This window comes from Clostridium puniceum (assembly GCF_002006345.1).
GTDB classification, from domain to species: Bacteria; Bacillota; Clostridia; order Clostridiales; family Clostridiaceae; genus Clostridium; species Clostridium puniceum.
Window position 1 is genome coordinate 23,964 of sequence record NZ_LZZM01000212.1, and the last position, 26,012, is coordinate 49,975.

The window sequence follows — 26,012 nt, forward strand, 5'->3', positions numbered from 1 at the left end:
ATTCATTCTAAAGGTGTTGCCGCAATTATATTTTCATATATATTTTCGCTTTTAGTTTTTTCTAAAAGAAGACTAATTTTTTTAACCGTCTTAGCTTCCACTATATCGCGAATTTTCAGCCTTACACCAAACTCCCTCTCAATAAAATTCAACAGCCTTGTTAGTTTTAGAGAATGCCCTCCTAAATCATAAAAGGAATCATTAATACTTACCTTATCAACATTAAGAACTTTTTTAAACATATCTACTAGCATATGCTGCACATCATTTTTCGGCCCCTCATATTCTTTAAATAACTCAATTTTAGGCATTGGTAATTTATTCTTGTCAATCTTTCCATTCATCGTTACTGGCATTTTATCTATCTGCATAATATATTGTGGAATCATATATTCTGGAAGCTTTTTTAAAATTTTCTCTTTTAAACTACTAATATTAATAGCTTTACTTCCTAAAATATATGCACATAGTAACTTGTCATTTTCAATTTCCCTTAAAAAAACTACTGCATCTGAAATTTCATCAAATTCTTTTAAGATTGATACGATTTCCTGTATTTCAATTCTAAATCCTCTTAATTTTATTTGATCATCTTTTCTTCCTAAAAATTCAACTATTCCTTCTTCTGTCCAACGTACAATATCTCCAGTTCTATACATCAACTTTCCATTACATACTGAGTCATTTATAAATTTTTCTTTAGTTAGATCATCTCTATTAAAATAGCCCTTAGATACAGATTCTCCACTTATGCATAATTCACCTGGAATACCAACTCCACAAGGTTTTAAATGTTTGTTTAAAACATATAACTTAGTATTGGCAATCGGTTTTCCTATAGGCTCAACATTCCCTCTTGATAATTCAGATAAACAGTGATATACAGTTGTAATTGTTGCTTCACTTGGTCCATAAAAATGAAAGATATCATTTAATTTTTCGTTTTTATTGCCAACAATTTTTAACACTTCATTTTTTGTTATAGGTTCCGCAGGGATGAACATTTTATCAAATTTTCTTAATTTATCCATCTGATTTGTCTGCTCCGCATATGAAATCACTTCACGTAACAATGATGGAATAAATGTGACATATTTTCCTGATAACAACTGTAGTAATTCTTTTGGATCCTTCCTTTGGTCTTCTGTGGCTATCAGCAGTTTACCTCCAGATAACAAAACCGGATAAATTTCAGCTGCATGCCCATCGAAAGTAAATGCAATTGTTTGTAGCATTGTAGAATTCAAGTTAAAATTTCCATTTTCAATTTGCCAAAAAGTATGATTTAATAAATTTTTATGATTAATTACAACACCTTTGGGCTTGCCAGTTGTTCCAGAGGTAAAAATAATATATACCGAGTCAGTTGGTTCGATTAATTGCTTCAGATTATCAGCCTCTTCTTGCAGAAAATCAGAAACAGTAACATAATGACATCCCAGTGCCTTTTTATTAAAATTATAGGCAACACTTCCGCAAATCACTAAATTTGAGTTGCTTTCTTTAATCATAAACTTTATTCTCTCAATAGGTAGATCCGGATCAACAGGCAAATATGCAGCTCCTGCTTTTAATACTGCTATTACTGCTATTACTAATTCCAAAGAAGGTTTTGTTATGATTGGGATAATGCTATTCTTTGCTGTTCCTCGTTCTAACAATATTTTTGCTAAATAATTTGCCTTTTTGTTTAATTCTTCATAGGTTAATCTACTATTTTCATATTCCACAGCAATATTATTAGGTGTATTCAAAACTTGCTTTTCAAACACATCAATGACTGATTGATTTAATGAATAATTCTTTTCTGTTTTATTAAAATCAATTAAAACCTTTCGATGTTCATCTCCTACCAAATAATCTATATCAGAAATATTTTTTTCAGGATCTTCTAAAACTTGTTCCAATACATAAATAATTCTTTTTAAAATTCGAGAAATTTCGCTCTTGCCATAAATATTTTTATCATACATAATGCTCAAATTAAGTGTATCAGTATATTTTGCTCCTATTGATATTGGGAAGGTCGGCATCTCACGTATATAATCAATAGTATAATCTTTTAACCGTGTATCATTGCTATAATTTTCAAATGATATTGCTGTTTTAATTAGTTCACTTTTTAGTGGTGTATGCTGTTGTATCTCATCTAAAGGATATAATTCATTCCCATTAATTGCAATCGATTGATTGTGAATTATCTCCAATAAATCTTTAATTTTTTTACATGAACTCAATTGAACTCTAATTGGTAATGTATTAATAAACATACCTACTGATTTATTAATATTTTTTATATCCACATTTCTTCCAGAAACTACTTTCCCAAATACTAAATCTGAATTTCCAGAGTATTCACTTAAAATCAAACTCCATGTTGCTTCTAAAATAGTATTTAATGTGTATCCATATTTACTTGGATATAACTCTATTCTATCATTTAACTCTTTGGAAATACCCATTTTGATTAAACTTACTTCTTCAGTAACTCCTCCATCTGGCATTCCTTCCGCTTTAATAGAACTTTGTTCTTCAAATCCCTCCAATAAATTCATCCAAAAATCTTTGGCTTTTTTTAAATCATACTTTTTAATGTAATTTCCATATATGCCCTGAGTATTATCATCAACACTATTTTCTACATATTTATTTTTTCCAAGTTTTGAATATGTGGAAAATACCTCATTAATTACAACCTGGCTACTCCATCCATCTATGATAATGTGATGGAACGTAATAATAAGCTTGAAATTATTCTCTGAAAGTTTTATTAATTTCACTCTGAATAAACTATCCTTTTCAAAATTAAAACCTCTCTTAATATCCTCTCTTTTAAGTGAGTTGAAGCGCTCTATAGCATCTTCATATATACTAAAATCTATTTCTTCATGTTCAATTTCATTGTTACTAAATATCAATTGTTTCGGAGCTTCCAAGTTGTGATATGCAATGCGAGAACTAAGAACACCATATTTTTTGCAGACTACTTTGAAAGATTCTTTTAATATTCGAGGATCTATTTTTTTATTCACATCAATATCAATTTGTACTACATTAGCTGTTGATTCTGGATTCTCTAATTTTTGAAACAGCATCGCCTCTTGCAATGAAGTCAATGAATTAATCGCTTTAATATTCAAATTTTTCTTTTCATATTTCTTTTGTATCTCATGAAAATCATCGAAACTCCAATCCATTTCATTAAAATCCGAAGGTGTTTTATAATTTTTAGCTTGCTGCATACAAAATGAAATTATATTTTTCAGTTCGTATTCAAAATGCTTCATTAAATCAGAAATAAAGTTTTTATTAAATATATTTGATTCATATGTAACTTCATTTCTATATATTTTATTTACAATCTTAGAGTTAATAGTTATTGGAGTTCTAAATGCATTGTTTAAAGATTTATCCTTTGAATGTTGCATTTCACTAATTAAAAATCCATAATTTTCTTCTTGACCGAATTCTCCCAAATAATTGAATGTAATATCAGGATCAATATCAATAAATTTTTTAGAAAAAACATCTTGTAATACAATATATCCCATACCTCGATTGGGTATTTTTCTTATCGTTTCTTTTACATTTATTAAATCCTTGAATACTGAATCTCCAATATTCTCTAATACAATAGGGTATTCAGTGGTAAACCAACCTACTGTTCTATCATTATGAGCTGGCCTATGAATTGGTTCTCTTCCGTGTCCTTCCAGATTTATTGCTACAGTTTTATTCATAGTCTGTTTACTTACCGCTCTCGCCAGTGCAGATAAAAGTATATCATTAATTTCTGTGTTAAATGCTTTACTTACATGAAATAATAAATTGTTAGTATTTTCTGAATCCATTTCAAATGTCATAGCATCTAATGTAAAATTATTTGATATTTTCCTTTCAGAAAATTTACCACCTTGTATTTTACTATTAACATCAATCCAATATGGTATTTCTTTTTCCAACTCCTCACTTCTTCCATATTCCTGAAGATAATTTGACCAATCTTTAAATGAAATTGTTTTTCTTGGAAGAACTGTTGCTTTTCCCTTTAAATAATCAGTATAACATTGTAAAAAATCATCAATTAGAATTCTCCACGATACTCCATCTACACAAAGATGATGTAAACAAAAGAACAAGTAATTTTTCTTATAACAATTAAATATCCCCACTTTAAATAAGGGTCCATTTTCAATACAAATTCCTGATTGTATTTCTTCTGTTTTAGTAATAATTTCTTTTTCTAATTCACATAGTAAATTAACATTTTTTAAATTGTATACTTTTATTTCAAAATGTTTATTTTCTTCATATGGAAGTATAATTTGATCATTTTTCAAGTAAGCAGATCTCAAATGGTCGTGATGTTTAGTTATCATGTTCATTGAATATGCAACTGCTGTCATATCAATATTTTCTTCTGTTTCAAGCATATATGATTGATTGAAGTAATTTCGGTTATTAATTCTCATTTTTTCAAAGAACACTCGTTGTATAGGACTTAATATAAAATTCCCGGTTATTTCATTTTGCTCACACTTCACATTGTCATCATCATTTTTAATTTTTGAGATTATTAGACTTAATTTTTTATTTTCCATTATATCTCTTACTGTCAAAACAAATCCTGTTTGACGTAACTTTGATACTATCGTAATAGCTTTAATGGAATCTCCACCAAGTTCAAAAAAATCATTTTCAATATTTAAGTTATTCTTACCTAAAATACTTGAAAAGATATTTAAAATAGCATTTTTCGAATTAGAAGTATTTACTGCTCTGTAATCTACAATTAGTTTATTCTTATCTGTTTTTCCACCAATTGTTGTTGGAAACTCATTAACTCTGTGAAATTCATAAGGAATCATATAATTAGGCAAGCTGTTTTTCATTTGTTGTTTAAGATGCACTGCATCATACTCTTCTCCTGTATAAAAAGCTGCAAAGAATACTCCATTGCAATCATCTTTATACATTACTAATGAATCTCTTATTCCATTTATCTTTCTTAATTCTACTTCTATTTCACTTAATTCTACTCTATAGCCATTTATCTTCACTTGTTCGTCATTTCTACCCAATAACTTTATTGTTCCATCACTTCTCCAATAACCAATATCACCACTTCTATAGAGTATAGATTTTGAAAATTCTCGGCTCTGTATAAACAGTTCTTCGGTTAAGGAAGGATTGTTCATATATCCCCTTCCAACGCCATGTCCACCAATTACCAATTCACCTTTCATACCTATTCCGCATAAATGATTGTTTTTTACTATATAAATTTCTGAATTCTTTATTGGAGAACCAATAGTGACATCTGCAACATTGGAATCTTCATTATAAAAATATGCACTGCAGGCTACTGTACACTCAGTTGGTCCATAAAGATTAACAATCTCACTGATTTTTGAAGGGCATATCTCTTTTATTTTTATCATTAAATCCGCTGGTATAGCTTCCGCACCCAAATAAACTTTTTGAAATTTCTTCAATTTATCCAACTGATTTGTTGCTTCTGCATAGTCTACTACTGCTTTGAAAAAAGTAGGTATCATAAGAGTTTGTGCATCTTCTAAATAATTAAGAAGCTGTTGAGGATCTGTTTTTTCTACATCATTCAAAATTACGATTGTACCACCAGATATAAGACAAGGCATCATTTCAAAAATTGAGGCATCAAAAATGATAGAAAATATTTGAAGTACTTTTGTATTTACATTCATCTTTCCAATATCAGCTATCCACATGGAAAAGTTAATTAAATTTCCATGTTCAATTAAAACGCCTTTAGGGCTGCCTGTTGTTCCAGAAGTATAAATAACATAACTTAAATCATTAAATTTAGGTTTATGGATTAAATTATCTTTTAATGTTAATGCATCAATATCTAATTCATAAACTTTAACTTTATCTTCGTATTCTTTCCCACTATTCCCCTCATTTATGGATTTAATTAATAAACGAATCCCACTATCCTTTATAATATAATTTATTCTATCAGATGGTTGTTTGAGATCAAGAGGCAAAAAAGCTGAACCGGCTTTTAAAATGCCAATAATTGCAATCAGTGAATCAATAGAACGAGGAATCATTATTCCAACAATTGCATTACTACCTTTTGTTTCTTTTCTTATTATTTCCGCCACTGCATTTGCTTTGCAATTTAATTCTCCATAAGTAATTTCTTTATCTTGAAATTTTGCTGCAACTTTTTGTGGATTTTTTCCACTTATTTCTTCGAATACTTCAACTATTGTTCTATCTGATACATAATCCTTCTTCGTATCATTAAACTTTTCTTTAACTAAGTACTTTTCTTCATCTGATAAAAAGGAGCATTCTCCTACCATCACTCCAATATTGTTCAAGTATATTTGAAGCAAATGTGCTATTCTAGACATAATAAGTGAAATATTTTCATTATTTTCTGCAAAGTTATAAAAACATTTTATTTCTACTTTATCATTTTTATTTATTAATTCAACTTGGATGTCTTCTAAAAAAATCTTCGATTCTTTTTTTAAAGTAAACATTGTAATCATATTTAGCGACGTAAACTGCTTACATATTGTTTCAATGTTTTCATCCTGATTAACAACAATCTTTAAATTTTTTTCTTCATTATTATCATTGATTAGATATAAAGAAGCTGCGCTGGTGTCAAATATAAATGATTGATAATGCCCTAAGGCAATTAAAAACAAATCTGTCAAATTAATATTAATTCTTTTTAATAATAAGTCTACTTCTGTTTCATCTTGGTTAATCAATAATAGTTCACTCATGAATTCATACTCGTTATTTCTTGTTATCTCATTATATTCTGTAAACATATTCCTACCCCCTTGTATTTTAATCTTTTTAACTTACTATCAATTAAATATTTTCGTTATTGATTTTTCAAGTTTTACCAATTTCTTTGATATTTCTACACCAATGCCTTCTTCGCATGAATCAAAGATTGGATATGATATTGCCAATTTATCTCCAAAATTATTAATAAAAATTTCCGTTGAACAAAAATTATTATCTTGCTCTTGAATCCATTGTTGAGCTATTTCTTCTGTGATTTCATACATACCTTGGAAATTTACAATTAAATTACTGTTAAATAACTCATAAATGTCACTTGCATTATCAAACAACATTTCAGAATAGTTAATTCTCTTAAGCTTTTTTAAATTTTGAAGCTTCTCCACTGAAATTTTAAGATCATTTTCAACATCCTTATCTATATTAGCAGGTAATAAATCAAGACACTCGCCAATCATTTGTGACATATCATCTTTCATATAATTTCTGTCATCCTGCACAATAAATACTGGATATTTTTTATCATCTGTATAATTTAATCTGTTGCATTTCACCACTGTCTTAATGATATTTTCTATCACAATCCACGGATTACTCTTATATAGATTATAAACAATAGGAGATAGATTAATAATCTGGTTTCTAGAACCTATTAACTTGTTTTTCTTGTTATATTCCTTACTTTGGTAAACCATTTGTCTTAAAAATTGAACCATTTCCTCCTCGAATTTATTACTATAAATTTTACAATAATTTTTTACTTTATGAATATAATCAGTATATAAATTATTATCTATCTGATCATTTTTGTAAGAAAGCTTTTCTTCCAAACGCTCCTTAAATATAGATGAACTTGCCTTATCCCATATACAATGATCCGCAATTACAACAATTTCATAACTTTTCTCTGTTAGTTGAATTAATAATATATAAGATAACGGATTGTTTACCTCCCATGAATAATTTTTTATATTGCAAGCTTCACAATATAATGTTAAACCTTCACTCCCTTCAATCAACTGTGTTCTATCTATATATGGCACCACCCAGTTATTTGAATATTTATGTTCACAAATTATTATATTACCGTTTATTTTTGTACAACTGCTTCTTAATACACCTTGTTCATTAATAATTTCCGATACTGCCCTCTTTAAGATTTCACAACCACCCTCTATTGTTACATAAAACTTTTCCTTAATTATTCCCTCAGTGGTTAATAAATAAAAACTTTGAAATTTTGTAACAGTGTAGGATTTAATAATTTCAGAATTAAAATTATCTCTATTGTATTTTGCTAATAATTCAAAGTCAGCCCGAGTTTTAGATTCATCCTCTTCACCTAATAATAAGTCTATATTTTTTGCTTGTAAATTTTCTTTTTTAAAGTCCTCTTCTACCTGCTTCACCTTAGCTAAATTTAGTTTAAATAAATTATTAGCTATTAAACGAATTGTTCTGTATTTCATAATATTACGCACCGTTATCTCATAACCTATATTTTGTAAATAAGTAATTACGCCTATAGCTTTAATGGAGTTCCCTCCAATTTCAAAAAAATTGTCATCAATACTAAGTTCTTTTATTTCTAGAACTTTCAAGAACGCATTATAAATATCTTTTTCTTCTTTGGTATTAGGTAGAACAGTTATTGATTTTTTATTAATTTCAGGTATTGGCAATGCGCTTCTGTCTATTTTTCCATTTAAAGTTTTAGGAATAGAGACTATCTGAATGATGTTATCTGGAACCATATATTCATTAAGGTACATGTATAATTGATTTTTTAAATCATTTGTATCTATCTTACAATCGGCAACAATGTATCCAATAATTTGTTCGACACTTTCCGTCCTTTCAAAAATAACTGTTGCATCATTAATGCCCTTATATTGACGAATTGCAGTTTCTATTTCTCCAAGTTCTATTCTAAAACCGCGTATTTTTACCTGCTCTCCTATTCTTCCAAATAATTCTATATAACCCTCCTCATTCCATCTCCCTAAATCTCCTGTTTGATATAGGATTTCTTCAGGTCTAAATGGGTTATTAACAAATTTTTTAACTGTCAATTCTTTATTATTTAAATAACCTCTTGCTACCCCTAATCCTCCAATGAATAATTCTCCAATCATTCCTATACCAGCTAACTGACATCCATGCATAATATACACATTAGCATTTCTTATAGGCTTTCCAACGTATGATTTGTTAACTTGTCCTGGTCTAAATTCATAGAAAGTACTGCAAACTGTGGCTTCAGTTGGTCCATATGCATTAATTAAACGTGGAACATTATTTGATGTTTCCGAAGTAATAATTTCATCTATAAGATCTTTTGGTACCGATTCAGCTCCTAATGTCAACGATTTTAATGCATGTATTTGATTTAATAAATTATTTTTTTTCGCATAGTTTAACAGCTCTCTATACATTGTCGGAATAATAATTAAATGTGCATTTTTTAATAATGGCAAAATACTTTGCGGCTCAAGTCTCTGTTTATCAGATACTATCAACAATTTACTTCCTGATAAAGTGGCTGAAAAAATTTCCCATACTGATCCATCAAATATAAAGGAGAAGTTTTGCAACATTATACTATTCTCATCAAGTTTTAAATGTTGTTGTAGCCATATAACAAGATTTTTCAAATTTCCCTGTTCGATTAAAACACCTTTTGGTTTGCCTGTCGTTCCACTTGTATATATTACATAACATAAATCTGAATCCTTACTCCTTACTGATGGACTTTCTGTAAGAACTCCCTTATTTTCACTGATGTTATATATGTTAAAATCATCAAAATAAGATATAAATTTTTTAGCACTATTATCAATTAACATACATTTTACGTTCGAATCTTCTAACATATACTTAATACGTTCAATTGGCTGATTTGGATCTATAGGAACATATGCCCCTCCCGCTTTTAATATTCCATATATTCCAACTAACATATCACAAGATCTACTAACAACAAGAGCTATAATTTCATCAGATTTAACATCTTTTTGTATTAGTATACTCGCAATATAATTTGATCTATCATTTAATTCTTTATAGGTCATTTTATCTTCTTCGCATTCAACAGCTACATTATTTGGATATTCTCTTACTATTTTTTCGAAATGCTCAACTACACTATAAGAATCATTCACCGTTATATAACGATTAAAATCATGTAAAATAATATTTCTTTCCTTATCATCGATAACACTTAACTGATTTATTTCCTTTTCTGAATTTTCAATTAAATTATTTATTAAATTTTTGAAATGAATTAATATATTTTCAATTTCATTTTTATTATATTTATCCATACGGTACATTAAATTTAGCATAAGTGTATTTGTGCCACCAATCGATAATGCCAAATCAAAATTTGTTTGTTCACTAGACTCCTCTACGGTGTATTTTGAATTTTCAGACCTGTTATCCACAAAATAATTCTCAAAAGCAATAATTGTTTGTATCATATCTCTTCCTAGTTTTGTTTTATTTTGAATATCCATTAGGGATATATGATCACTTTCCCCACTTTTTAACGCTTGATCTTGCATTGCTTTAAGAAGACTGCTAGCCATTTGTTTTTTATCAATCTTGATTCTTACTGGAATTGTATTAATAAATAATCCTACCATTTTATCAATATTTGGTATATCAGCATTTCTTCCTGATACTACTTTTCCAAAAATAACATCGTGTGAATTGTTGTATCGAGATAACAACAATCCCCAAATTGTCTCTATTATCGTATTTGTTGTTACCTGATATTTCTTAGTCAATTCAGTTAACTTAAATGTAATATTTTCATCTAACTCTAACTGACAGCTTCCAATTTCATTATTTTTGCTCTCTGGATTTCCAGACCCTTTAATGGTTGTTTTTTCTTCTAAACCAGATAAAAGATTGTTCCAATAATTTAAATTCTCATCCTTTTTTAGAATCATAGAAACATATTCTGAGAATGTCCCCTGATTTTCTAAGACTGTTTCTGTAAATTTTCCATTCTTATTTAATTCATATAATTCCATGAAATCATCTACCACAATTGGTAAACTCCATCCATCCATTATAATATGATGTGAAGTCATGATGACTTTATAATTGTTTTCATCTATTTTTAGAATACTCAATCTAAATAAACAATCTTCTTCTATATTAAACCCTCTTTGTTTATCGCTCTCTGTAATTATCTGTGCTCTTTTTAATTTTTCCTTTTCAACAGATAAATCATAATAATTTAATTCCATCTCTCTTACTTTAGGTATAGCTTGTCTAGGGGATGTGACCTTTTTATAAAAAATTCTTGTTTTTAATATTTCATGCTTATTAGATAATTGTTTCAATGTTTTTTTAATAATCTGTAAACTCAAATCTTGTTTTATAGAAAGAACAGTTTGTAAAACATAATTTAATGATGTATTATCTTCAATTTTATGAAATAACATCCCCTGTTGCATTGAAGTTAGTGGATAAATTGATTTTACTTCCTCATGACGTTCACGAAATACATCTAACAAGTAATTCCAATCTGAATCTGTCCACTCATATTCTCCATAATCTGATAGTGTTAATTCTCTATTTCTCTTATTAAAACAATGGTTCACAACATCTTCAATTTCTCCTGAGTATCCTATTGACAACCTTTCAATTAATTCAATTGGTATGATAGCGTTGTTAAATGAAAGATTAATTTGTAGTTGTTCATTAATTACTTCACAATTTATAGCAATGGGTGTACCAAATAAATTATTTTTATCGACTGTTTCTCCAGAATTTAGTTCAGATGGACTAAGATATTTTTTATCAGTACTATCTTTCTGACGAACTCCAAAATAATTAAAGGTAATGATAGGCTCTGATACTTTGTCCCCTAGTAAATTAAATTTTCTGGCAACATCATATCCAATTCCATAATTAGGAGTCTTCCTTATATTCTCCTTTGTATTACGTAAATCCATATCTATGTCATTTCCAATACCTTCTATATAAATTGGATAAAAATCAGTAAACCACCCTATTGTTCGGTCAACAGAAAGTTTTTTTCTAAATTCCGCCCGTCCATGACTCTCCATATATACTGCTAAAGCTGTACTCCCGCTAATTGTGTGCATAATGCGCATTAATGCCGTCACTAATATTTCATTGGCATTCATATCATATGCATTTTTTGCACCAATTAGGAGCTTATGAGTTATATCTTTTCTAATAATTAATACTCTCTCTTTTAATATCTTATCTATACTCTTTTCCCCAGTTAAATTCATTTCTGGTATAGCCTCTATTTTTGATTGCATTTTCCTCCAGTACGAAAGTTCTTTAATATGAGAGTCAAAATTATAATAGCTGTTTAGAGCTTCACTCCATGCTTTAAATGATGATGATTTTCTAGGAAGTTCTATCTCCTGATCATTCAAGTATCCTTGATATAATTGATTTATATCCTCTATAATAATTCCCCATGAAATTCCATCAACAATAAGGTGATGTATACAAACAATAATTCCATGGAAATCATCTGAGTTCACTATACCGCAATTAACCAAAGGACCGTTTGTTATATTAATTGTGTTTTGAATTTTATTACCAATAGCAGTTATTTTTTCTTGAATACTTTGTCCTTTATCCGAAGTTGACTCAAAATTTATGATTGAAAAGTATTTATTTTCTTCTTTTTTTCCGATTATTTGTTTATTACCTTCAAATATTGCACGCAACTGATCATGATGATTTACAAGCTTATTAAAAACATATTTCATCCCTTCTTCACTAATTGCATCCTTACAAACCAAAACAATACTTTGGTTAAAATGATTAGGATTATACAAATTAGCATAAAAAAATCTTTCTTGTATCGGTGTGAAAAGAACTTTACCTTCAATTTCACTAATTTCTTCGTATTTCTCATTTATTTTTTCAATATCTTGCGCAATTAGTTTCACTGTATTTATCTGCATTATTTTTTTTACAGTAATGTAATAGCCTAATTCTCTTAAGCCTGATACAACCCTAATTGCCTTAATAGAATCACCACCAAGTTCAAAAAAACCATCATTGACACTTATTTTTTCATATCCTAATACCTTTGAAAATATATTGCATACATCTTCTTCTATTTTATTATTCGGATTTTCAAAAATTACATCATGTTTAATTTCCAGGCCTTCTAAATATTTTTTATCTGCCTTACCATTTGGTAATAGTGGCATTTCATCTAATTGAATAATAAATTCTGGAATCATATAAGATGGCAAATACTTTGCTAATTGTTTCTTAATAAACCCTTCTTCAATTTGTGAATGAGAAAAATAATACGCTGCCAAGAAATCTTTACCACTATGATTTTTCCTTACAACCTTTGCTTCAAGAATCTCTTCTATGTTAGTTATCTGTCTCTCTATTTCCTGTAATTCAACTCTATATCCTCTGATTTTTACTTGATCATCTAATCTTCCTACAATTACAATTTCTTCATTGTAATTTATATATCCGGTATCTCCTGTTCGATATATTGTCTCGTCTAGACAGAAAGGATTTTGAACAAATACCTTACTTGTAAGTTCTTTATTATTAACATACCCTAGTGAAACTCCTTTCCCACCTATACAGATTTCTCCTTTTACTCCTTTTGCGCATAACTCACTGCCATTCAAAATATATATCTTATAATTAGATACAGGCTTACCAATTGGTACATTTTTCATGTCCATATATTTATTTAATCGATATGAGGTAGCAGTAACCGTTGTTTCTGTTGGACCGTAAAAATTCCAAATGCTTGATAATTTGCTTCCTTTTGTTTCAATATAAGTCAGTATTAAATCCTCTGGAATTTTCTCTGCAGCAAGATTTAATCTGGTAAAAGAATTCAATTCAGATTCCTGTCTGTTTACTACTGCATAATCAACGATTGCCCTAAACATTGAAGGAAGAAGACTAATATGAGCATGATTTAGACATTTTAATAATTTTTCTGGTTCCTTTTTATCATCACTGTTTATCAAAAGTAGCTTAGCTCCAGATAACAGTGTTGAAAAAATCTCTAACACTGAACCATCAAATATAAATGCAGTAGTCTGAACATATACTGATTCATTATTTAAACATGCATCATTAATATGCCACATTACTTCATTTACGATATTTTTATTAGAAACCATAACCCCTTTAGGATTGCCAGATGAGCCCGAAGTATAAATTACATATGCAGGGGTTTCATCTGATCCGTCATGTATTGGTCCCTTGCTGCTTTCTCCAGTTAGTGTAGATAGAGGAATCCTAACAATATTATCCTTGAATTCATAATCCACCGTATCATCTATGATAATATGATCTAAGCAACTATTATTTACTATATAGTTTAATCTTTCCTTAGGAACAAAAACATCAATTGGCAAATATGCTGCACCTGTTTTTAAAACACCAAATATAGAACAAATCCTCTCAATGGATGTGTCTGCAATAATTCCCACAATTGAATTGGTAGTTATTCCCAATTCAATTAATTTATTTGCTATATAATTTGCTTTCCGATTCAAATCAGTATATTTAATTTTCTCATTTTTATATTGAACAGCTGCATTATCAGGAAACTGTTCAACACATTCCTCAAATATATCAATTATTTTTTTATCCTCTGTTTCAAGATAAGCTCCTACTGCTATTTTATTTAAAAGAACATTTTTCTCTGATTCCGAAATATAATTAATCTCATTTAGTTGCTGATTAATATCTACTAATGTATTTATTAATAATTCAGTATAATGATCTGCCATTTCCCGGATTGTCTCCTCAACAAAAAGTTGTGTATCATATTCCCAATATAATGTATACCCATTATCATTTGAATCTACCATTAACGTAATATCAAATTTGGATGAGGTATTTTTTAACTTCACCGGAATTAAAGAAACTCCGTTTAGTTTTATTTCAGATGAACTTCCTTCCTGTAAACCAAACATTACATTAAAAATTGGATTTCTTGCATAGTCTCTTTGTATATTTAAATCCTGAACCATTTCGTCAAACGGATAATCCTGATTGTCATAAGCTTGTAAACATTTATTTCTTATAGAATAAAAAAATTCACTAAAAGTAGTTTTACATGCAAACTCACCTTTTATTGCTACAGTATTTACAAACATACCGATTAAACGTTGAGTATCGGAATGTGTTCTTCCAGACATTGGTGTCCCAACTATTATTTCATTTTGATTAGTATATTTTTTTAACAAGAACATAAATATGGAGAGTAAGAACATATACTCAGTAGTCTTAGTATTTGCACATATTACCTCTATCTTTTCCCTTGTTTCTTTATTAATCATTATTTCAAAATTGTCACCTGTATTACTTCTCCACCCAGGACGAATATAATCTGTACGTAATTCCAGAGGCGAAATATTTCCTGAAAATTCATTTATCCAATACTGTTTTTGATCATCAATATTTCTTTTATATTCCCATGCACTATAGTTTTTGTATTGAACTCTTAAGGATCCTAAACTTTCCTCATTGTATAATTTTCTTAATTCATCCCATATTATTTCCATTGATTCTCCATCACAAATAATATGATGTATATCCATAAATAAATATAAGTCTTTGTTATTTTGATCTTCTATAATTTTCATTTTCATCAATGGAGCAGTATCTAATTTAAAAGGTTTTATGTGCTTTTGAACTTCACCTTCAATATTCTTTTCCGATATTTTGCAATAAGAGATATGGGCAATGACTTCCTCTTCCACAACCTGAACAAAAGTATCATTTGTATGCATAAAATATGTACGCAATATCTCATGACGATTGCATAATTTCTGAAACGCTTCTTTTAGTCTTTCCAAATCTATAGTACCCTTTATATAAAATAAGGATGGAATATTATATAATATATTTTCTCCCACTGTTTCATCAATCGTAAATAATCTTTTTTGAGCTGAACTCATTCTATATTTTTTGGCCATTAGTTCATTCCCCCTCATAAGATGTAGAAGAGATATATTAAAATATCTCTTCTACATCTGCCTCTAAAAGTTCTTTTACATTAGAGCAAATACCATTCTCTTTATATTCTTCTATCAACTTACAAATTTCTTTTGCTATTCTTTTTTCAAAGATATCTGCGACCTTAATACGTACGCCAAACTCTTCTTCTATATAATTTATCAGTTTGCTAACTGTTAGCGAATGACCACCTAACTCAAAAAAATCATCATCTATATTAACCTGAACTCCATTTAAAACTTTTGAAAAAAGCTCCAATAACTTTCCCTCTAATGGTGTTAAATTACAATTATTATCTTCATGTGAAATAAGCTTAGGTATACATAATTTCTCATCGTCAATTTTCCCATTTGATTTCATAGGTAATGAATCAACAATTTCAATATATGAAGACACCATATAAATCGGTAAGTTTGTCTTCATAACCTCATATACTTCTTTCTTAGTAATACAGTTACTTAGTACATATATACAGATAATCTTTTCATTATTTTTCTCCTTTAAAAGAACGATAACATCATTAACATTTAGATTTTTTCGAATAACCTCTTCAATTTCGCTTAATTCTATCCGATAACCTCGTATTTTGATTTGATTATCAATTCTTCCCATAAAACTAATCGTTCCATCTATATTCCATTTACCTAAATCACCTGAATGATATAATTTTCCTTCTCCAAACGGATTAATATCAAACTTCTGATTCGTTAGGCTTTTATCATTTAAATATCCTGCTGCAACACCATCACCAGCTATACATATTTCACCCAACGAGTTAATTCCACACAATTTATTATTGGATATGATATATACTTGTACATTTGCTATTGGTTTACCAATTGGTATATTTTCTATACTATTTCTATCTATTTTAAAATACATTGCACAAACTGTGGTTTCGGTAGGTCCATAAGTGTTATATACATCTGCATGTTTTATTAAATTATTAAAATAGTTTACTTTTAGTTCATCGCCTCCGCTTATAAATGTTTTTACTGATTTTACCTTATCCAATTTGTTTATTTCATTAAGTACAAGTGGTGAACAACTCAACATATTTACATTCCACTTGTTAATATAATCACATAATTCATTAAAATCTATTCCCTGTTTCTTAGGATATATTATTAATGAACCGCCAAACGCCAATGTAGGAAACACTTCTTCAATAAACGTATCAAAAGTGTATGTAGCCTGTTGCAGCATGTTTGTTGTCCTATCTATATGAAATTCTTTTTGAAACGAATGTACATAAGATAACATATTCCGATTTCGCACCATAACACCTTTTGGTACACCAGTAGTTCCCGAAGTATACAATATATAGGCCAAGTCTTCCGGATGATATATTAATGAAGTTTTTAAACAAATGTCACTATATTCTTTTAATATGTCTTCTACACAATATAGGTTTTCTTTGTTCAAATCATTACAAGACAAACTTGTTAATATAAGCGTTGCTGCAGAAGCTGATAATATTGTATCAATTCTATATTTCGGATAACTTGGGTCTATAGGCACATATGCCGCACCTATTTTTAAAACTCCTAAAATACCTATAATCATTTGTGGAGAATTTTCCATTTTCAAAGCTACTACATTCTTTTGATAAATGTTTTTTTGTGTCAAAAAGTTAGCAATAATGTTAGACTGCTCACTTAATTGTTTGTAGGTTATTTTTATATCATTATATATAACAGCTATATCATTCGGATTATTTACTGCATTATCCTCAATTAAATGAATAACAGATTTATGGTCATCATATGAAAATACTGTATCATTAAATTCCTGTATTATTAAATTTCTTTCTTTTGGTGTAATGAACTCAAATTCTGAAACTTTCATCAACGGACATGTACAAACTTGTTCTAATATATTTTCTATTTTTTCAAAAATGGTTGTAATATCAAACTCTGAATAATTTTCTCTATTAAATAATATGTCTAAAATTAATGTATCACTGATTTCCGCTGAAAGTGTTAAATCATAATTTGTTTCTTCCCTAACCGATGTTAGCATCTCCATAAATTTGATGCCTGAATCTTGTTTATTATCTGAAATATAGAAATTTTCAAATACTAACAATGTTTTAAGCAAATTTGATCCGTACACGGTTTGTCTTTGAATATCAGCTAAAGAACATAAGCAATGCTCCATAGAACTTATTGACTGTTCTTGAATTTTGGATAAAACACCAATTGCTGTATCTTCTACATTATACTGAACTCTCACAGGTATAGTATTCATATATAATCCAACTGCATTATCTAGGTTTTTTTTCAAATTCTCACGTCCAGATATTACCTTCCCAAATACAGCGTCAGTGGTACCACAGTAACTTTGTAGTAATATTCCCCATGCGAACTCAACTAATGTATTAATAGTCACATGATATTTCAGCGCAGTACTTTTCATCTTGCTGAATAAATTTTTTGAAATATTGAATTTTGACTTTCTTACCTCTTTTTCTTTATTTAAACTAATATCATTTGAATTTATTGAATTTGCCCCATCAAAATTTTCTAAAAGTTTTGCCCAATATTTATAATCTTCGCTATGTGAAACTTTTTTATATAAATTTACATATTGTTCATAAAAACCATCTTCTTTATTAATAAATTCATTTGATTCTTGCTCTACATTATAAAATGACGTTAAATCATTTACTAAAATTCCTGTACTCCATCCATCAATAATTACATGATGATATGTCATTATAAAAGTAAACTTATCTTCTGAAATTTTTATTATTTTAAATCGGATTAAATTCTCATTTTCAAAATCAAAACCGTGAATCAAATCTTCTTTTAAAATATTGCCTTGTAAATCTAATTTGTTCCTTACATTGGCTATATCTTCAAAGGAATATTCTATTTTACTTTTTTGCATAATAACTTGATATGGACATTCCAGTTCAGAATAAAAAATTCTTGTTCTTAAAACTTCATGTTTTTCGATTAAATTATTTAATGCATGATAGAATCTCTCTAAATTAATATTTTGTTTGATATCAAAAATAGCTTGTATTATATAACCGTCATTTCCTTTTGTATTCAATGAATGGAATAATATTCCTTCTTGTAATGGAGTAAGTTGATACATTCTTTCAATTACGCTACGACTGCTTTCTAATCTCCTTATTATTTTGTTAAAGTCTTTCATCGACATAGTCGTCTGACCATAATCAGAAGGTGTTTTGTATACTTTGTCGGATGAAACACAGAAATCTACTATCCTATAAACTTCATTTTTATATGTTTCTGCAAATTTATTGATAAAATTTTTATCAAAACAATAAGAATCATATGAAATAAGTATACTAAGTATACCTGACTCAATCTTGCCATCCAGAGATACTGGCGATCCAAATTTATTCTTATCAGAAATAGCACTGCCCTGATTGATTTTACTGATTTTAAAATAATCGTTTGATATATTGGAAGCTCCTTCTCCAAGATAATTAAAATTAAAATCAGGACTATTATAGGATTTGTTATTTAATTCATTGCATTTTTTTAAAATACTATATCCAATTCCTTTATTGGGAACTTTTCTGAGCATTTCTTTCACATTAATTAGATCATTATGGATTGATTGTCCAACATTCTCCACAAAAGCCGGATATATTGATGTAAACCAACCTATTGTTCTTTCAATTGACAACTTTGAATACGCATTCTCTCTTCCATGAGATTCCACATTAATTACCACATTTTTATTTTTTGTCTCAGTTGCAATACTTCGAAAAAGTGAGGTAATCAGAATATCCTTAACTTCTAAACCATATGGTTTAACTGATTTATAGACCAATTTTTCAGTCAAGCTTTTTTCAAAATTTATTTCATTATAATTTAAAAATGACTCTTGAATATTCTGATTTTCTTTTTTATATATAATAATGTTTTTCTCAATATTCTCCCAATATGAAATTTCTTTTTTTAACAAATCCGTTTGTGCTAAAATTTCTTGTTCAATAACCCAATCTTTATAGGAATTTGTCTTTAATGGCAGATTAATTCTTTCATTCTTCTTCATTTTTTTATAGCAAGAATTTAAATCTTCAATTAATATTTCCCAAGATACACTGTCAATAATTAAATGATGGGCAACAATAAAAATGTATGTAACACCATTAGCCCTAAGTAACATTACCTTTAGTAATGGTCCTTTTTCTATGTCTATAGAAGCACTTACCTTTTCTGTTTGTAACCGTATTATTTCTTCACGCTCATCATCTGAAACATTCGATAAATCTTTTTCATGTAATTCAAATAGGTTCTCTTCAACAAATGATTTTATGATTTGCTTATATTGGCTAAAATGTGCACGTAACATATCATGATGTATTACAATTTCTTTTAATACAGATGATATAATTGAAAGTTCAAGATACTCACTAGACTCTAATAAAACAGATTGATTAAAATACCCTGGTAAAGCTAAAGAACTATCAAAAAACTGTTTTTGAATAGGTGCAAGATGTATCTCTCCAACTACTTCTGATTGATCTATTTTATTTGATTCCAATGTTTCTATATCTTGAATAATGTTAATCACTGTCTTTTTTATCATTATTTCCCTAAAAGAAATAACCATATTTTTCTCTCGTAGTTTAGCAACAATCCTAATTCCTTTAATAGAATCTCCTCCCAAATCAAAGAAATTATCTTCAACACCAACCTTGGTTCCTAGTACTTCTGAAAAAATATCAACAACAATTCTCTCCCTTTCATTTCTTGGTTCTACATATTTGTGGGTTGACAAAACACTTGGAATCGGTAGTTTTTTTGTATCGACCTTTCCATTATATGTTAACGGAATTAAATCTACATTATAGAAAAATGTTGGAATCATATAATCCGGTATATATTTCCTCATTCCTTCTCTTAATAATTCTTCTGATTCTTTATTCCCAACCATATAAGCACAAAGATAATCACTATCTCCTATAGATCTAATTAATAGTGAAACATTAGAAGCATTAGATACCTCCATTAATATTTTTTCAACTTCCTCCAACTCTATTCTAAATCCTTTTAATTTCGTCTGTGTATCTTTTCTTCCGCAATATATAAAATTATTATTCGGTAATTTATAAACTAAGTCACCAGTGATATACATCTTTTCTTTAGGAACAAACGGGTTGGGTACAAATTTTTCTTCTGTTAAGTGAGTATTGTTCCAATAGGCAACAGCTAATCCTTTTCCCGCTATATATAATTCTCCTACTACTCCATAAGGCTGATGATTTAAATTTTTATCCAAAACATATAATTCTGTATTATTAATAGGACGTCCTATTGGTACATACATAGTATCTGACAGTATGTCATACTCATGCCAACAACAACCGATAGTCGCTTCTGTTGGTCCATATTCATTAATAATTGAAATTGGATATTTAATTTTTTTTGTAGTTTCTTTTGCTGTTTTAACTGTAAGTTCTTCACCACCTACAATTAATGTGTGTATAATCGTATGTTCCAAATTCAATTGATTCATAATCTTCATATGAGATGGAGTAAGCTTTAGTATTGTTACTTTATTCTCATTAATCAAATCAACAAGAGAAGAAACATAATCATTTGAATAATATATTCGCATTGTTAGTCCAGCCAATAGTGGTAAAAATATAGAGGTTATTGTAAGATCAAATGATAATGGTGAATAAAAACCAAAACTATCATTTTCGTCATGAATATATTTGCCACAGCCCCAATCCAAATAATTCATCAAGCTACTTTCTCCAATGGCAACTCCTTTTGGCTTGCCAGTTGAACCAGATGTATAAATAATATATACTAATTGATTCTCCTCTCTATCTGTCATTAATTTCTCATTAGATTGAAATTTACTTTCTTCCACTAAATCCTTATATAAACATACTGAGCAATTAAACTTCTGAAGATTTGAATCGTTTATATTTGTAACTAACAGTTTAGAATTACTATCTTTAAGTATAAAATTAATCCTTTCAAAAGGTAACGAAGGTTCTATTGGAAGAAAAGCTCCTCCTGCTTTTAAAACTGCTAATATAGTAACAATAGTATCTAGTGATCTGGTAAACAATAAGCATACCACTGAATTTTTTATTATTCCTTTTTGAATGAGAGTGTAAGCAATTTTATCGGAGAGAATATCTAATTCTCCAAATGACATTGAGTTATCGCCTGCAATCAATGCTATTTTAGAAGAAGAGTTTTCCACATTTATCTTAAAAGTATCTAATAAAGATTTACGGAAATGTTCTCTTTCTATGTTAATCATAGGTTCGATTATTTTTTCATATTCTGAATTATCTAACATACTACATGATTCAATAGACTGAGAAGCACACTTTAATAAATTCCTAAAAAATATTTTAAAAATTTTGTGCATATATAAAATTGTTTCCTCTTTGAATAAGTCTGTACAGTATTCCCAGCTAAAATCATAACCATCTTGCGATGCATCAATCGTAAGAGTTAAATCAAACTTTGCTTTCGCATATCCTATATCCTTTATTTCTTTTAACTCACGATTTTCTAGAACGAATTTCTTATTATCGCCCCCATTTTGATAAACAAACATAATATCAAACAGTGGATTTCTCGATGAATCTCTTGGAATATTTAACTTTTCTATTAATTTTTCAAATGGATAATCCTGATATTCAAATACCGAATATAATTTATTTTGTAAGCCTTCAATATAATCTAAAAATGAAATATCAGTATCAATATTCTCCTTTATAGCTACTGTGTTCACAAACATTCCTGTCATATTATGTGCATCAATATGAGATCGACTAGCCATCGGTACTCCTACTGTTATACAATTTTGATTACAATACCTACTCAAAAATGCCATGAACGAAGCTAATAAAGAAGTAAATTCTGAAAAACCATTAGTGGAACAAAAATGTAAAACTTCTTCTCTTATTTTTTTGTTTTTAAATTCATATATAGTTTTCCCATTATAACTTTTTGAATTAGGTCGAATATAATCTGTTTTTAAATCCACAGTAGAAGATGTTCCTTGAAACTCGGTTACCCAAAAAGCCTCTGCTTCTGACATATCTTTCAAGTTTTGCCAGGCTGAATAATCTTTATATTGAATTCTATTATCTTCTAACTCTTGGTCATTGTAAAATTTTATCAATTCATTTACATATATATTCCCTGAGATAGCATCACTGATAATATGATGAAAATCAAACATAAGTAACATGTTTTCATTTGTTTCTGCTACTCTAATTCTCATTAAAGGTGCTTTTGATAGATTAAATGGTCCAATAAATTCAGAAATTGCTTCGGAATTGTTTCGGGTTTTATCATTCACAACTTCTATGTTCCCTTCAAATTCCTCATGAACTTCTTGATAAAAATGATCTCCTTTATTAGAAAATGTTGTTCTCAGAAGCTCATGCCTTTGGCATAGTCTCTTGAATGCCTGACCTAATTTATCTATATCAACTTCTTCTTCAATTATAAAAATTTTAGGAATATTATAAGAACAATCCTCCTGTAATTGATTAATAATATATATTCTTTTTTGATTTGAACTCATATAGTATTTTTTAACCATAATTCTTCTCCCCACATCGTATTACTAACATTCCTTTTCTATTATTCTTATATAATTTTTATATAGTAAAAATCTTTTCTGAAAACATTCTACTTGACAATTTCTATACTCTAATCCCCTTTGAAATTTCCTTAATGGTTAGTTTTTTGAATATATCTTTAATACCAATTTTTATATTATGATCTTTTAAGCGTGAGACAATATTCATAGCTTTTATTGAGTCTCCACCTAGTACAAAGAATTCCTCATTAACACCTATATTGCCATGACCAAGTATTTCTCGCCATACTTCTACCAGTATCTTTTCAACCTCATTTTCTGCCTCGTCGCTTTTATCAATGTCTTTTACTACAATATTCATTTCCATTAATGCATTCCGGTTAACCTTTCCGTTAGGAAGTAGCGGTACCTTATTAAGCTTTATGAAATAATGAGGAATCATATATTTCGGCAATTTTTCTTCAAGAAATCCTCTAAGGCTTGAACTATCTATTTCCTGTTCTGAAACTATGTAGCCACATATGCACTTACCTCCATTAACGTCATCTCTAATCAATGCCAGTGCTGTGGTAATAAACTCATGTTCCATAAGCCTGCTTTCAATTTCACCAAGTTCTATTCTAAAACCTCTAATTTTTACTTGATTATCTATTCTTCCAACTAATTCTATATTCCCATCCTCAAGCCATTTTCCCATATCACCTGTTGCATAAGTTATTTCTTCCTTATTTAAAGGGTTTAACACAAACCTTTCCTCTGTCAGATCTCTTCTATTAATGTAGCCTCTTGCGAGACCGGCTCCAGATACATATATTTCACCAGGTATACCAACAGGCAGAAGATTTTTATCCTTATTAAGAATGTACACTTTATGATTTATGATTGGCTTTCCAATAATTGAAGTGCACTGAATACTCATTCCAATAAATGCAGTTGTAGTAATACTGTTCTCTGTTGGTCCATATTCATTTATCAACTCTATTCTACTATTCAAACGATTACTACGCTCAATTAATTTCTTATCCGTCCGTTCCGCTGCGAGTACAACAAATTTCATACTATCCAGATCTCCATTCCTGCAGTTGTCCAGCAAGGCTTTATACATAGAAGGTACAAGGCTTAAGTTAGTAACTCCTTTTTTTACAACTAGATTCTTTATATACTGGTAGTCATTGTACCGTTCTTTTTCTGGAATAATCAATTTTCCCCCTGACAAAATTGTTGAATATAGACTTGCTCCAAAACCATCAAATGAAAAAGAAATCATTTGAATCGTTATATCATAAGGAGTAATATTATATGCTTTAATTCTCCATTTTATATAATTAACTAAAGCAGCATGCTCTATCATAACACCTTTAGGCATACCAGTTGAACCAGAAGTATATATAACATTTAATAAGTCCTTGGGTTTATTTATATTGATTAAGTTAGTGTTGTCATAACGCTTGCTATTATTATCATCAATATATATTATTTCCTTTAAAAAATTTCCACTGTAAGGCCAATTGGATTTTGTCAATAAAATATTACATTCACTATTCTCAAGCATATAATCTATCCTCTCAGGGGGATACTCTGTATCAATAGGCATATATGCACCTCCTGCCTTTAAGACAGCTAGTACTGCAACAATCATATCTATTGAACGTTCAAGTTTCACTGCAACTACAGTATCTGACTTTACTCCTACTTCCCTTAGCCTTCTACCAAGTTGATTTGCTTCGCTATTTAATTGTCTATAAGTCAGTGTTTCATTTTCATACTCGACAGCTATAGCATCTGAATTCAACTCAACCTGTTCTTCAAACAATACATGTATAGGTTTAATATTCACATCACAAAATCCAGACTGGGTGCTGAAAGATAATATTTTGTTTTTATAATCATCCATGATAAGCTCTATATTTTCTACATTTTTATTTATATTTTCTGAAATTTGTTTAAGAATATTTATGTAGGAACTCCCAAGTTGTTCTATTCGTTCCTTTTTATAAGCTCTGGAATTATATAAAACAGTTATTGCAAGGTTCCCTTCTTCCTTATTTACCATAAAAGTCATATCATTTTCATATTCAGTTTTTATTTTTTCTATTACTGAGCTATTATGGACATTATTCATCAAAAAAATAAATTTGTACAAAAGTGCTTCATCGTCAATACCAAGCGAGCTAAGCAGCTTTATTATAGGATAGTCCTGATACTTATAACCATCTATTACAGTATTCCTTACATTTAGTAAAAACTCTTTAAAAGAGATGTTACTGCTGATACTGTCCTTAAATACAATATATTCATTGGCAAAATGATTTCCATTTAACAATATAGGAGAAGCCACGGAAACCTCTTCCTGATTAGTATACTTGTAAAGAAGGAGTTTAAATGAAGCCAATAGTACAGTGAATACCGCCAAGTCATGGTTTTGACCTATTTCACATATCTTTCGAGATATTTCTCTTGAAATCTCCAGTTTATAAGAATCCCGTATATACCCCCCGATATAACCGTTTTCAGCAAAAGCTCTTCCTGTTATTATTTCCCCCTCCAGTTTTTTCATCCAATATATTTTAGATTTTTCAAGTAAATCAGTATAACTATTATCTTCTTGCATAATC

Annotated in this window: 4 protein-coding genes; all 4 read right to left on the bottom strand. The window is 29.0% G+C overall.

From position 1 onward, the window contains the following. Positions 1-2 precede the first annotated feature (2 nt). A complete protein-coding gene (locus tag CLPUN_RS21810) occupies positions 3-6,836 on the bottom strand; it encodes a non-ribosomal peptide synthetase (RefSeq protein WP_077849332.1) in 6,834 nt (2,277 codons plus the stop codon). A 39-nt stretch (positions 6,837-6,875) separates the two neighbouring features. Next, positions 6,876-15,788 (bottom strand): non-ribosomal peptide synthetase, encoded by an 8,913-nt coding sequence (locus tag CLPUN_RS21815; protein WP_158078820.1) that lies wholly within the window; start codon positions 15,786-15,788, stop codon positions 6,876-6,878. A 37-nt stretch (positions 15,789-15,825) separates the two neighbouring features. Then, positions 15,826-23,397, bottom strand: coding sequence for a non-ribosomal peptide synthetase (locus CLPUN_RS21820; protein ID WP_077849334.1), 7,572 nt, complete (start codon positions 23,395-23,397; stop codon positions 15,826-15,828). Positions 23,398-23,500: 103 nt separating this feature from the next. Then, positions 23,501-26,008 (bottom strand): non-ribosomal peptide synthetase, encoded by a 2,508-nt coding sequence (locus CLPUN_RS21825; protein ID WP_077849335.1) that lies wholly within the window; start codon positions 26,006-26,008, stop codon positions 23,501-23,503. Positions 26,009-26,012: the final 4 nt, after the last annotated feature.